Source organism: Leclercia sp. 119287 (assembly GCF_009734485.1).
Lineage (GTDB): Bacteria > Pseudomonadota > Gammaproteobacteria > Enterobacterales > Enterobacteriaceae > Enterobacter > Enterobacter adecarboxylatus_C.
Map to the genome: position 1 here is coordinate 332,894 of NZ_CP046445.1, position 12,455 is coordinate 345,348.

General features: G+C 53.5%; 18 protein-coding genes. 3 read left to right on the forward strand and 15 right to left on the reverse strand.

Annotated elements, in window-relative coordinates; translation table 11 throughout:
- Entirely contained in the window at window positions 1–1,113 is a 1,113-nt protein-coding gene (locus tag GNG27_RS01540; protein ID WP_156262725.1) for a glycosyltransferase family 4 protein, read from the forward strand.
- A gap of 2 nt (window positions 1,114–1,115) precedes the next feature.
- Window positions 1,116–1,523, forward strand: coding sequence for a hypothetical protein (locus GNG27_RS01545; protein WP_142487913.1), 408 nt, complete (start codon window positions 1,116–1,118; stop codon window positions 1,521–1,523).
- Here GNG27_RS01545 and galE read toward each other — a convergent pair whose 3' ends face one another.
- The gene (gene galE, locus GNG27_RS01550) at window positions 1,524–2,540 is read right to left on the reverse strand and encodes a UDP-glucose 4-epimerase GalE (RefSeq protein ID WP_142487914.1); all 1,017 of its coding nucleotides are present in this window, start codon (window positions 2,538–2,540) and stop codon (window positions 1,524–1,526) included.
- A 121-nt stretch (window positions 2,541–2,661) separates the two neighbouring features.
- The gene (locus GNG27_RS01555; RefSeq protein WP_156262726.1) at window positions 2,662–3,588 is read right to left on the reverse strand and encodes a hypothetical protein; all 927 of its coding nucleotides are present in this window, start codon (window positions 3,586–3,588) and stop codon (window positions 2,662–2,664) included.
- 230 nt (window positions 3,589–3,818) lie between these two features.
- On the opposite strand from GNG27_RS01555, the gene GNG27_RS01560 reads away from it, so the two are divergent.
- Window positions 3,819–5,243 (forward strand): DUF4832 domain-containing protein, encoded by a 1,425-nt coding sequence (locus GNG27_RS01560; RefSeq protein WP_156262727.1) that lies wholly within the window; start codon window positions 3,819–3,821, stop codon window positions 5,241–5,243.
- 170 nt (window positions 5,244–5,413) lie between these two features.
- On the opposite strand, the gene GNG27_RS01565 is transcribed toward GNG27_RS01560, so the two are convergent.
- The 13 genes from GNG27_RS01565 to GNG27_RS01625 form a co-directional block, all read right to left on the reverse strand.
- Window positions 5,414–6,085, reverse strand: coding sequence for a hypothetical protein (locus GNG27_RS01565; protein ID WP_156262728.1), 672 nt, complete (start codon window positions 6,083–6,085; stop codon window positions 5,414–5,416).
- A 277-nt stretch (window positions 6,086–6,362) separates the two neighbouring features.
- Window positions 6,363–7,208 carry a DUF4942 domain-containing protein gene (locus GNG27_RS01570; RefSeq protein ID WP_023336617.1) on the reverse strand — a complete coding sequence of 282 codons (846 nt, stop codon included), beginning with the start codon at window positions 7,206–7,208 and terminating at the stop codon, window positions 6,363–6,365.
- Window positions 7,209–7,336: 128 nt separating this feature from the next.
- A complete protein-coding gene (locus tag GNG27_RS01575) occupies window positions 7,337–7,828 on the reverse strand; it encodes a DUF5983 family protein (protein ID WP_023336618.1) in 492 nt (163 codons plus the stop codon).
- Window positions 7,825–8,202, reverse strand: a complete 378-nt coding sequence (locus GNG27_RS01580) for a TA system toxin CbtA family protein (protein WP_023336619.1) — start codon at window positions 8,200–8,202, stop codon at window positions 7,825–7,827. The genes GNG27_RS01575 and GNG27_RS01580 overlap by 4 nt, the downstream gene beginning before the upstream one ends.
- Before the next feature lie 327 nt (window positions 8,203–8,529).
- On the reverse strand, window positions 8,530–8,901 hold the full coding sequence (locus tag GNG27_RS01585) for a type IV toxin-antitoxin system YeeU family antitoxin (protein ID WP_023336620.1): 372 nt from the start codon (window positions 8,899–8,901) through the stop codon (window positions 8,530–8,532).
- A 22-nt stretch (window positions 8,902–8,923) separates the two neighbouring features.
- Window positions 8,924–9,145, reverse strand: coding sequence for a DUF987 domain-containing protein (locus GNG27_RS01590; protein WP_023336621.1), 222 nt, complete (start codon window positions 9,143–9,145; stop codon window positions 8,924–8,926).
- Window positions 9,146–9,159: 14 nt separating this feature from the next.
- Window positions 9,160–9,639, reverse strand: coding sequence for a DNA repair protein RadC (gene radC, locus GNG27_RS01595; protein WP_023336622.1), 480 nt, complete (start codon window positions 9,637–9,639; stop codon window positions 9,160–9,162).
- A gap of 11 nt (window positions 9,640–9,650) precedes the next feature.
- Window positions 9,651–10,124, reverse strand: a complete 474-nt coding sequence (locus tag GNG27_RS01600; protein ID WP_023336623.1) for an antirestriction protein — start codon at window positions 10,122–10,124, stop codon at window positions 9,651–9,653.
- 16 nt (window positions 10,125–10,140) lie between these two features.
- A complete protein-coding gene (locus GNG27_RS01605) occupies window positions 10,141–10,395 on the reverse strand; it encodes a hypothetical protein (protein WP_023336624.1) in 255 nt (84 codons plus the stop codon).
- Window positions 10,395–11,213: a DUF932 domain-containing protein gene (locus GNG27_RS01610; RefSeq protein ID WP_023336625.1), complete on the reverse strand. Its 819-nt coding sequence runs from the start codon at window positions 11,211–11,213 to the stop codon at window positions 10,395–10,397. Before GNG27_RS01610 ends, GNG27_RS01605 begins: the two co-directional genes overlap by 1 nt.
- A gap of 111 nt (window positions 11,214–11,324) precedes the next feature.
- Window positions 11,325–11,555: a DUF905 family protein gene (locus GNG27_RS01615; protein ID WP_032645134.1), complete on the reverse strand. Its 231-nt coding sequence runs from the start codon at window positions 11,553–11,555 to the stop codon at window positions 11,325–11,327.
- A 49-nt stretch (window positions 11,556–11,604) separates the two neighbouring features.
- Window positions 11,605–11,826 carry a hypothetical protein gene (locus GNG27_RS01620; protein ID WP_023336627.1) on the reverse strand — a complete coding sequence of 74 codons (222 nt, stop codon included), beginning with the start codon at window positions 11,824–11,826 and terminating at the stop codon, window positions 11,605–11,607.
- 81 nt (window positions 11,827–11,907) lie between these two features.
- Entirely contained in the window at window positions 11,908–12,420 is a 513-nt protein-coding gene (locus GNG27_RS01625; protein WP_023336628.1) for a DUF4234 domain-containing protein, read from the reverse strand.
- Between the last annotated feature and the right edge of the window lie 35 nt (window positions 12,421–12,455).

Here is a 12,455-nt window from a genome sequence, read left to right on the forward strand (position 1 = left end):
ATGCCAAAAAAAATCACGGTATTGGGGACACGCGGGATCCCCGATGTATTAGGCGGCGTCGAAACCCATTGTCAGAACCTGTACCCGGCTATCCGGCAGCAATATGACGTGGAGATTTGCGTGATTGCCCGGTCACCCTACGTGCCCTACCGGCGCTCGAGTTATAAAAACGTCGAGACGCTGGCGCTCTGGGCGCCTAAAAAACGCAGTTTCGAAGCCATTGTGCATTCTGTTATTGCGGCGTTGAGGACATTTGTTGACCGATCCGATATTGTGCATGTTCACGCCATCGGACCCGGCCTCGTGGTGCCGCTGTTACGCCTGCTGGGCAAACGCGTGGTCTTTACCCATCATGGGCCGGACTACGAGCGCCAGAAGTGGGGCAGGATGGCGAAAAAAATCCTGATGCTCGGTGAGAAAGTGGCGGTGAAGTATGCCAACGAAGTGATTGTCATTTCTGAGGTGATCAACCAGCTGATCCAGCAGAAATACCATCGCTATGATGCGCATCTGGTTTATAACGGCGCTAATGTGCCGGCGCCGCTGGCTGACGAGACGATCGACAGGATCCTCGGGCGTTATGCGTTGCAGCCCGGGCATTATATCGTGATGGTCGGGCGGTTCGTTGAAGAGAAGGGGATGCATGATGCCATTGCCGCTTATCAACAGTCGGGCCTGACGCTGCCGCTGGTGTTGGTCGGGGATGCGGATCATGACACGGAGTACAGCATACACCTGAAGCAGCTGGCGTTTCAGACGCCTGGCGTCGTCATGACCGGCTTTTTAAAAGGCGAGGCGCTGCAGGTCATCTTCTCACAGGCCTCGCTATTTGTGATGCCCTCTTACCATGAGGGATTACCTATTGCGCTGCTGGAGGCGATGTCGTTTTCGCTGCCGGTGGTGGTGAGCGATATTTTGCCGAACCTTGAGGTCGGCTTACCGGCTGAGACCAGTTTTAAGCTGGGTGATGTCGCTGACCTGGCAGACAAAATGACCCGGTGGGCGAACTCTCCACGGATTGATTATGGCGATTTTCTGCAGCGCTACAACTGGGATGAAATCGCCAGGAAAACCGTATCCATTTACCATAGATTAGATAAAACAATAGGTTAAAATTGACCAGTAAGACCAGAAACCCGGTTGTTATCGACCGTTTTTATGAAGTGCTTGATAAGGATGTTAGCGCCCAGCTGACCCCGGAGCAAAAAGAGGAGATCGAGAGCGCCATCATCACGATTACCCTGGCGTCGCGCCACCGCATCGATGTCCGTAAAAGTTTTCCTTTCTTCGGCAAACGCCTCTATATGGTGTTCTTACTGGGGCGGGATCACCGTGCGCGCTCGCGTCCGGAGTCAAAGCTGTCGCGGATCGTGGTGACGTTTCTGATCCTGTTCGCCACCTTGTTCTTGCTGTGTTGCGTGCTGTTGACGCTGTATATGATCAAATCCGCGCTGGGCATAGACGTTTTCCAGAACTATCACGTCGGGATTTGGGACTGGTGGCTCAACCTGAAATATCAGTAATCAGGCGCTGTAGCCCCCGGGATTGTTCTTCTGCCAGTTCCAGGCGTCGCGCATCATCTCCTCGAGGTTGCGCGTGGCCTGCCATCCCAGCTGCTGGCGCGCCAGCGATGAATCCGACCAGCACTCTGCCACGTCGCCGGAACGCCTGCCGACAATTCGGTAGTTGATTTTGGTCTGCGCGGCTTTTTCAAAGGCCCTGATCAGGTCAATCACTGAATAGCCCACCCCGGTGCCGAGATTGATGGCCTTAAACGCCTCGCCGTCATCTTTATGATCCAGCGCGGCAAGGTGGCCATAGGCGAGATCCATCACGTGAATATAGTCACGCACGCCGGTGCCATCCGGCGTTGGATAATCATCACCAAAGACGGTCAGGCACGCCAGCTTGCCGATGGCCACCTGTGAAATATAGGGCACAAGGTTATTCGGGATACCGTTCGGATCCTCCCCCAGACGCCCGGAGGGGTGTGCGCCAACGGGATTGAAATAGCGCAGGCAGGCGATCCTGAAGTACGGCTCGGCAACGGAGAAGTCACGTAAAATATGCTCCACCATCAGCTTGGAGGTACCGTACGGATTCGTGGTACCGCCGGTGCGGGACTGTTCGCTTAAAGGAACGGATTCGGGGTTGCCATATACCGTTGCCGATGAGCTGAAAATAAGACTGTGCACGCCCGCACGCTGCATTTCATCCAAAAGCACCATGGTTCCGACGACATTATTTTCATAATAGGCGAGAGGCCGGACAATAGAGTCTGAAACCGATTTAAGACCGGCGAAATGGATAACGTCAGAAATGGTATGTTGCGCGAAAAGTTTTTTTAACGCGTCGCGATCCAGAATATCAGCGATGCAGACCACCGGCTGTTTGCCCGTTAATTCTGCGACCCGGATTAATGACTCCTGCGAGGCATTGGAGAGGTTATCAATGACGACGACATCTTCACCTCTCTCCAGTAAAGCCAGCACCGTGTGTGAACCAATATAGCCTGCGCCACCCGTGACCAGAATTGCCATAATAAATCCCCCAAAAAGCCATCGCCGGCCGACACAAAAAGTTGCCGGAACAGAGATGCGCTTTCACAGTGTTTTATTTTGCCGCTCTGGTTAGCGTAGTGCGACTTCCCCATATTGTCACTTAGCTAAGCAGCCGCTTACGGTAGTTGACCATAATTTTATACGCCAGTTTTTTAAGCGTAGAGAGCAGGCTGAATGTCAGGTGCTTGGTATCGTAGACAATATAATTGTCGGTGAAGTTTAAGGTGTGAATACCATCACTGTTATTGATCGACGCGCTTATTTTCCCTACCAGTTTTTCTTCATATTTATCCGGGGTTAAGCTGGTCAATTCTTTGATGAAGATGGATTTTCCGTATACATCAGGATTGCACTCCTGGGTAAAGAGGTAGGTTTTGTTGTTGATCGAGTACGGCTTGCCGGCACCTCTGAAATGCACGTTGCAGACATCCAGGTTTGGGGAGATCAGCTTCCAGTCGCCAAGAATGCCATCAGAAGTGTGAATAACCAGTTCGTTATCCATGGTCGTCGAGACCAGATAACTGACGCCATTCAACTCGAAGACGACGTTATCCGTGACGGCCATATCGGAGACCAGCACTTTGACCTTTTCCCAGCGCGCGGGGAAATCGACGGACTGGAACAGAATCACCTCTTTGCGTTCTGCCGACTCCGGGATCATGAACAGCTTACCGTCGAGCTGGAACAGGAACGGGAAAGAGAGATGACATTTTAATTCATCAAACCCTTCCAGCTTCACGTCATCAATCTCTTCCAGATCTTTATTCAGGATGCGGCAGCGCAGCACCCCTTTTGAGTTAAGGAAGGAAAACGCTTCATAAAAAACATACAGCAGATCGTCTTTATCAATAATAAAAGGATCGGCCTGGAAGATATATTTTTTATCAAGCTGCTGTGCTTTGGCGTTACTGAGGATATCCAGCGTGTTCTCCGGGAAAACGTGCTGGCCATAGCTGTTAATGACCATGATGTCCCAGGACTCATGGAAGAACAGCTTTTTGATTATCCTGTTATTTTTATTAAACATTTTATCCTGCTTCTCAGAGGAAATATGAATAAATCCAGAATGTGCTGTCATAAACAGCACGAGGAAAAGCGGTACGTCATGTGTATAACAACCATATGACCAATGTTTCTTTAAATAAATAATGTAAAAGGGTGAGTCCGGGATATATCTTATGAAATAAAATGAGGTCATCTTTCGCGCGGGCTTGTCAGCCGCGCCTGTAATACTCGCTCCCGGGAAAAGAGGCATTGATGCATTTACACGATCTGCTATGCAAAAAAAATCGGTATTTGTTGTGGGTCGCCGGGGCGCTTGCGCTCTCGTCGGGGTGGGCGAAGGCGGAGAGTGCGGAACCGCTGCAAACGGTGAATCCTCCAGCCATCGGCGGACTGCTGACCAATCCGGGCAATGGCGTGGCCCGTTTTCACAACCAGGACCTAAGCATCGCGCAGTATCCGGCGACGGGCCTCGAGTATCGTCGCTACTACTGGAGCGAAGTTGAACCGCGGGAAGGGCAGTACAATTTTGCGCTGGTGGATGAGGGGTTTGCCGCTGCGGCAGCGCATCAGCCGGCAATGAACGTTGGTCTGCGTTTTATGATCCTCGACGGGCCTGAGTCAGGCTCTGAGATCCCGGAGTGGCTGATCAACAAGGGGATCAAAGGCATATGGACGCCGGATCATAAGACCTTTGTCCCCGATCTGGACGATCCTACCTATATTGCCTACGCCCAGCGTCTTCTTCAGGCCTTTGGCGCGCGTTATAACAATAACCCCGAGCTGGCCTTTATCGATATCGGGATGGTGGGCTCATGGGGGGAGTGGCACAACAGTAATTTCCCGACCCTGAAGCCGTTGCAGGAACGTTACCCTCCCGAACTGCTCAATCGCTATGTCGACATGCACTTCAGTGCCTTCCCTGATACCCCTAAAATCATGCTGCTCAACGGTTATGATTCTGTGGCCTGGGCGACGAAGAGAGGGGCAGGCTGGCGTGCGGACTGCTGGGGCGACTGGCGTAACTTTAGCCCCAGCTGGAGCCATATGGGCAATGATTACCCGGAGCGCATTGCGGCGGCACAGGCGGCCTGGCCGGGGTTCAACCAGGCGTGGAAAAAAGCGCCCGTCAGCCTGGAGATTTGCGGCCACATGGCGGAATGGCTGAGCGAGCAGAAGTATACCCGGGAAGAGGTACAGGCCACCTTTGACTGGGCCCTGGCACAGCATGCCAGCACCCTGAACCTGAAATCTACCGACGTGCCGCAGGTGTACCGCGATATCCTCGATAAGGCGCTGACGAAGATCGGTTATCGCTTCCGGGTGGTGTCGCTGACCCATCCGGCAAGCGCTGGTGCCGGACAGGCCGTTTCGCTCAGCAGCCAGTGGTCAAACGACGGCGTGGCGCCGATATATTTGCGCTATACCCTCGCCTGGCGTTTACAGGACAAGCGCGGAAGCACGGTCGTGCAGGGCAACGCCGGGGATGATATTCGTCAATGGCTGCCGGGTAGCCACAGCTCGGCGTATCAGCTGGCAACCCCGCCTGGCCTGGCGGCAGGACGCTACCAGCTGGACGTGGCGCTGGTGGATAAAACCGGTAAGGCGCGTATTCAGCTCGCCAACGAGGGAAAGCTGAGTGATGGCTGGTACCGGCTGTCGTCGGTGATGATTAACTGAAGATTAGCTCCAGTAAAAAGCCCTGCAGAAGGGGGTTGTGCTCAGTTAGACATAGGGCTTAGTGGGATGAGGGAACAGAACGCCATCGGGATCGGCTCCCTTCCTGATACGTGCGATAGCTGCGGACTCCTTTGCCCGACGTGGCCTGGTCATATACATACGGGGCAGGCTTATTCTTTAATTTTCAGTGGTGTGCAGATCGTTTTATCTGAGTAGCAGACACGTGCAGGAACATCAGAAATCCAGTTACGTTCTCCACGAGCACGAAAATCTGCAATAGCCGTTTCAATCACAGCCCGGTTTAATCTGTCAGCCTCAACGACAATCTGCAAACCAATCCCGGAAGCGTATCCAGGTAAGATGCGGTAACCGCAGTAAATGGCTGGCGGATTATCCCGTGCGATTTCCAGCGCGCGTTTATCGATAAAATCATTAAAGGTTAAGCCGTCAAACTGCGGGTACTTTAGTGCGGGCTTGCGCAGCCATCTCTTGCCATTGCTACTGACGTCAGGTGTGAAATCAAGGTGCATTTCCTGCTGTGTTTCAGCGGCATTCAGCTTCGAAAAAGCCTCGTTGAAAGCAATATCTTCTACGGCATCGGCAAAAGCCACATTCGCTGTGATGATCTCCGCATTCCAGAAAATAGCGGGATCCTGGCTGAGAAAAATAATATCGCTCCAGGTCCAGCGGCCACTGGCGAGAGCTGCAACCTGGTCGCATTCATCAAAGAAGATGCCACCCAGCCTATCGCGTTCACGATAGATAAGATTTTTGATGTGTAAGGTTTTAGCCCGACGTTTTCGACGCGAAAGAGAGGTGAATGGCGTATGTTTGCGGCCCATGGGCATCTCTGCGAATGTTCGCTGGGAGAAATCCAACCGTATAGGCTATCTGAAATGTTGTAACTGTGGAAGCATTGGGTGGGTCAGTTGACAGGATTGCGCCGAATCAAAAGCAAAAAACCCGCCATAGGCGGGTTCTTCTAAATAGTGGTGCCGGACTCGGAATCGACTTTATCAGTTAACTTATTGAATTTTATTGTTTATTTTTTGTTTGATTGTTTTTGTGCCCTCATTTGTACCCTCAGTCCTTTTTGGTGCTGGATTGGGGGATTCAAACTCAGGAACGAGCGGGTAACATCGAAGGAAAATGCTTCGCGACAATGTCGTTCATTTTATCAAGCAGTTCTGGCCTTTTGAAGCTGATATGCGCTGTTCCCTTCTGAAAGTACTTAATAGTAAACATCTCATCCTCATAATGATTGCCGTGCCTATTTTCATGGATATGGTCTCCCAGTCGACGGGTAACATCGTCGCGGTTGTCGGGGACAGGTTTTCCATCGAGAAGCATCAGCATGCGCTCAAGGTCAGCCAGGCGATCACGCTGCCACCCCCAGTTCAAACCAAATCCCCACCGGTCATATTTGACCAGTCCCGTCACGATGATTTTCCCGCCAAACCTACAAGGGCTGTTTGTCTTAAAATTCCAGCTCAGACCTTTAAACACGTTAATCACGCCACGTTCAAAAACTTCACCTTTATTCAGATGTAATTGTTTAAAAGTGCTAAGGATATTTTCTTCGCTGATAGCAGGAATATCGTCTTTCTCCAGGCTGTTGTGCCACTCGTCGCGCGCCTGAGCGTCCATAAGTGAGAGCATTCCGGACCGTTGCATCAGCTCTCGCCAGATATCGCGATCGATGCTGCGGGTAATGGCTTTCATAGCCGTATCAGTGTCCTCCATCAGCCAGCAGTCATAACGGTATTGTCGCATTCCCCAGTCCTTTGCATCCCCACCACCGATGCTGCTGGTCAGCGTCGAGATGTCGGCAAGCTGGCGTATCAGTGTCTTAATCTGCTCCAGCGCAGCGTTACGTCCGGTGACGATACGTTCAATGCTGGTGGAGCAAATTATATCGGTATGGTCGGTTAAAACTTCGGGTCTGGTGATGGTGAGTTCTGACATAGTTTATATCCTTTGTATAAAGCAAAACGCCAGTCGGTGAGGGCTGGCGTTTATGCGTGTGGTAAATACAGGGCTGTGATTATTCTGAGCGGATGTGTTGCAGAGACTGAGCATGTCGGAAGGAGAGACTACCCGTCGAAGGTGCTAAAACCCGGCAACAGGTCACCCGCTGCATCCAGATGTAGCATATCGATCCCGTAACGTCGTATCAGTGTGGTCACTAACCGACGGCAGCCCTTTGAAAGCCCCAATCTCTTTAGTTCCAGCACTGGGTATAAGCGAGCATTAAGTCTGAGCAGGTAACCGTAGCCGGTGTACAGTATCCAGTCACTGTTGCCGCCTTCGTGGCGTTGAAGAGTGACCTGGTCGAGAATAGCGTTATCCTCACACGTGATATGAGCGGTACTGCACTGGATCCCATTCAGACGGGCGGTACGTGGTAGCTGATCTTCAACAACCAACTTCCCGGGGGCATCAGCAATACGAAGCGAGTAACCGTTATCATTGACCACATCAATCAGCGCAGCCAGCTCAATACCATCGAGATCGACGGCGATCCGGCCCCCATTAAGGGCCAGTACATTAACGGTATCGGCTTCCACCGTCAGGGACAGCTTCATTGCTGCCCCCTGGATGACTGCCCACTGATGGCGCAAGTCACCGCCTTATAGCCGGTACGTTGCATCAGGCCGGTGGCCTTTCTGGCCCGGAGTATGTCAATAGCGCTGATGAACGGAGACTGATGCTGAATGGAGAAACCGGGGCGATCAATTCGAACCAGTTCAGATTTTTCAACGAGAAAATTGAGTGCATCTGCCAGTGAAATCCCGGCGTCAATATGCTGCTGAATCACATTACTATCACCAAACTGTGTGTCGTTAAGCGAAAGGCCGTAATGCCTTTCCAGCAGATAAGTAAGAAGTTGCTGCCAGATTTCTACCGGCGACGGGTGTGACGATACCTTCCTCGTCGGGATGGTGGGTAAGGTTTGCATAAAGTTGATCTCTGTTAAATAAATAAGATGTTGATGGTCGGGGGGATAACGGTGAAGGGGGATGGTGAGTCACGGTGTTTTTCAGGTAATCCACTTACTGTCTGATGGCGTCAGGTGCGGCCTCCAGTGTGAACCAGTTAATGCCCTGTTCTGCGTCGTGATGGCTGGCTGCATGGCATAATGCCGCTCTGGCCTCTTCTGCCGTCACAGAGTCATCCACATTGCGTACATCGTCTTCGTATCAGAGTGAACACAATACGAAGTCGTCATTTTGATGTTGTTTCAGCAGTTCAATGACCTCGCTGATTTTACAGGCGTGTGGCATGGCTATTCTCCTCCGGGTTGTGCCACAGGTGGCGTCGCATAAATCGCAAGATAAACGTATCCGCAGGAGCCGAGGGTGTCTGCCTCGCAGGTCAGTCCTTTTGCGTAGAGCGTGACGCCGTGCTGATGTCGGGGAGTGAGTTCACCGCTGGTGAGCATTAACTCAAGTTGTTTCAACAGCAGTGGAAATGCCTGGTCCAGATGGCGCAGGTCTGATTCGCTGAAGGTACCGGTGATGCTGGCGCGATCAGCCAGGTAATGCAGCCGGTTGCCCTCCTGTACCAGTCGTGCGCCAAAACACGGGATAGCTGCAGGCTTAAGTCCCCACCAGGGGGCGGCAATATCGTGATTTGCTACATTTGTTGAGCTTTGCATTTAAGTAATCCTTAACTAGGTGTTAATTCAGGGTAACGCTGCGCAGGACAACATACGGGCCGTTGCGGTCCTGGCGGCGTTCAGCGAATACGGCGAGCACACCGCAGATATCCTGCACCTCCCGTCCGGCATAGTGGCAGATGCTACCGGACCACAGGTATTTCCCTGTACAGAAGCGGAACAGCCGCGACTGCGGATGCTGGCGGTATATCGCCATCACCTGGCGTTTGCTGATAATCTTCATCGTTGTTTTTCTCCTTACAGCCAGCCGCGTTCGGCAAAAGACACTATATCCATCCCGCCAACCACCAGGTGGTCCAGCAGGCGAATATCGACCAGCTCCAGGGCCTGTTTCAGGCGTCCGGTAATCAGCCGGTCGGCCTGACTGGGTTCAGCCTCTCCGGAAGGATGATTGTGCGCGAGTAGCGCGGCGGCAGCGTTGTGGTGAAGTCCGGCCTTCACGACCTCCCGTGGATGGACGGTAATGCTGTTGATGGTGCCGAGAAAAAGCGTATCGCAGGCGATGAGGCGGTGCTGGTTGTCCAGCCACAGCACCATCAGCGACTCCCTCTCCTGCGTGGCCAGATGCAGGCGCAGCCAGTCGCGCACGGCATTGCCGGACGTAAATGACGCACCGGGTTCACGGAGCTGCCCTTCCAGCAGGGTTAAGGCTTCCCTGACCGTCAGCTGGTCGGCAGAGGGTAATTCACGGGCAAACAGCGGTAACTGTTGTTCCATGGCGGCTGACCTCAGTCGATGATGTGCATGATCGCACTGCATTCCGCATGGCTGAGCGCGTAGTCCCGCAGGCGGTAATAGTGCTCCGTCATGGCGTCGCATTCGGTGCGCATGGCGTGGTGGCTGTAAGTCATCAGGCAGACCGCGATCCCGGCAGCCCCGGCGCTGAGCTCACCGCCGTTACCGTTCAGGGTGTTGAACAGCGACCAGAGTTTATCGCTCTCCGCTTCCGGGGCCATAAACGCGCCGCCGTTGCTGAGCGTGTAAAACTGCCAGATACCGCCGTGGTAGTCTGTGCAGAAGCGGTCCATCCACGCGAAGACTGTCGGTTCGAGGATTATCCACTGCGGGATGCTGCCGAAGTGCTGCGGCCAGAAGCTGATGCGCTGCTCGTCCTGTACGAGTGTGGCGGTCAGCGCTGGCGAAGAACTGGCAGGTTGTGGCGGTAACGGGAGGATATCGTTAAGGTTAATAATATCGGTCATGCTGGTTTTTCCTTGTTTATTTATCGGGTTGGGGATGTTGGTTCAGCCGGAGTGACGGGCAGGACTGCGCATAGCCGTCCTCATCACAGCGTGACGGCCAGTGGCCCTCCGGGAGGCTTAAGCTGCACAGGCTGAGTTCGCCGGGACGATAAAGAAGGTGTGAGCACCAGGCGCACAGGTCGTCATCGGAGATGGAGCGGCTGCAGGGATTGTTCTCCAGGGCGGTCGGATAAAGGGTTGCCTGGTGGGCGTTATCAGGTAGCGGTGGCATCAGCTCAGCGCCTGCTGAAGTTCTTCCGCCATCACCCAGAGGGCGCGATTGAGCTTAACGTCGCCGTCTATGCCTTTAACCGCCCGGGTATGGCTGCGTTTGCCTTTGGCGGTACGTCCTGGCAGACCCCCTTTCAGCAGGTTCTCCTGGCAACGATTGAACACTGACCACAGGTCGTCCTGACGGTCTTCATAGCGTCGGGGCGTCAGTATCTGGGATGCCGCCACTGGCTGGTGCTCTTCCCCGAAGCGATACGTCAGCGCGGCTCTGGCAAAAGCCTGCTGTGCCGGTGGGGGAAGTAGCAGTGACTGCATGGCGTCCCGCTTTTCTTCCACCCGGTCAAATATCCCCAGCACCTCATAAGCCCCTTCAATGACCTTCTCAACCACGTTGCCTTTATGTGGCACGCGCACCTCACCAAAGGTTTCGCCACAGACAAGTCCGTTCTGGCAGACAAAGCGAAACAACCCCGGCAACATCTGGTATGAGCTGGAGCCGTCATGGCTGTTGAGGAGGATGATTTCGGGGACCTGTTTACCGGTAATCTGGCCTTCACGACGCAGGCGCAGCATGTGCTTCGTGTGGTCACGTTTATTCAGGTCGCGCACGCGGGTCTGGCAGGCAAAAAACGGACGAAAGCCTTCGCGCTGCAGGTTATCGAGGAGGGTAATGGTCGGGATGTACGTGTATCTGTCTGAACGAGATTCATGTTTCTCTTCACTGAATACGCTGGGCACATAGTGCACCAGTTCATCGCGGGTTAACGGGCGGTCGCGGCGGATCTGGTTTGTCCGCCCGAAGCGGCTGGCAAGTCTCATGGTGAGTACCTCTGTAGTAAATGAAACGGTATAAACAAAAAAGCCATGTGCCCCGAAGGGAACATGGCCTGTTAGTCGTGTGACGGGTAATTGGCTGAGGGGCGTGCTGAGTCAGACCTGGTGGGGGATACCGTGGCTGAGCAGATAGCGGTTAAGCCATCCCCCGGCACTGGCTTCAAAATTCCACGCACGCCAGATCAAGTGCCTCTCGCTGTCGCGAATGACCAGCCGAAAGTGCGTGCCCTGGTCATCTTCAATAGCGACGTTCTGGTGCGACATCACGACGACCTCAGCCTGCCTGCGGGTAAATGTGTCTGCGGGCAGTAACGTGTGCATCGTCATCTCCTTATTAGCGTCATAAAACAAAATGCCCCGCTCAGTGAGCAGGGCATCAGTGTGTTAAGTGTGTGGTAATAATCTGCAGTATCTGCTCCATCAGCGCTGCGATTAAGGCACCAGTCAGCAGGGCTGCCGTCTGTCTGGCAATATAAATGCTGTCTTCGCCGTAATCTTCTTCGCGAAAGTGGTCTTCCACAAACTGCTGTGCCCTGTTGCTGGCGCACCACGTCAGCACCTGACATAAGGTGTTGAACACGATTTTCAGTAATGTCATTCGGTCATATCTCAGTGGGCGATCCGGATGAATCAGGGGCACATGGGAATGCCCCTGCCGGATAATAAGAGGAGAGCTGCGTTACTGCGGTGACGGAGACTCCGGCGGCACGGGGCCCTGACCATGAATAATCCGGTGTTTCGCCAGCGCCTGTGGCATGTCGTTGATGCAGTAGGTGATGTAGAAGACGTTGAACAGCACGGTGTAGAACGCATTCATTCTGAGGTCGAAACGGAAGGTGTTCAGCGCATAGTGTCGCAGTGCAGCCCTGGCCTTAAAGGCCCAGACGATGTACATCACGCCGCAGGCAAGCGACAGAATGCCGCTTAAGGCCAGAAGTGTATCGCTGCCCGTGTCGTAGCCGGCGAGGTCCGGTGAGGCCATCACGCCGAATTGTCGTCCGAGCCCAAAACAGACGGAGAGCCAGATGATAAACAGGTTGCCGCAAACCGGATACCCGGTGGTGTCGCTCATAATATCCTGCTTTTTATACAGCCAGAGCAGCGGCCAGATACCGCAGGTGGCGACGGTGAGCAGCACGAAGTTCAGGGTCGGCGTCGCCAGTCGCTGGCTGAGTGTCGAAATGTCGGTCATATCGTATTGTCCTTGATTGATTTTGCTGTAAACAG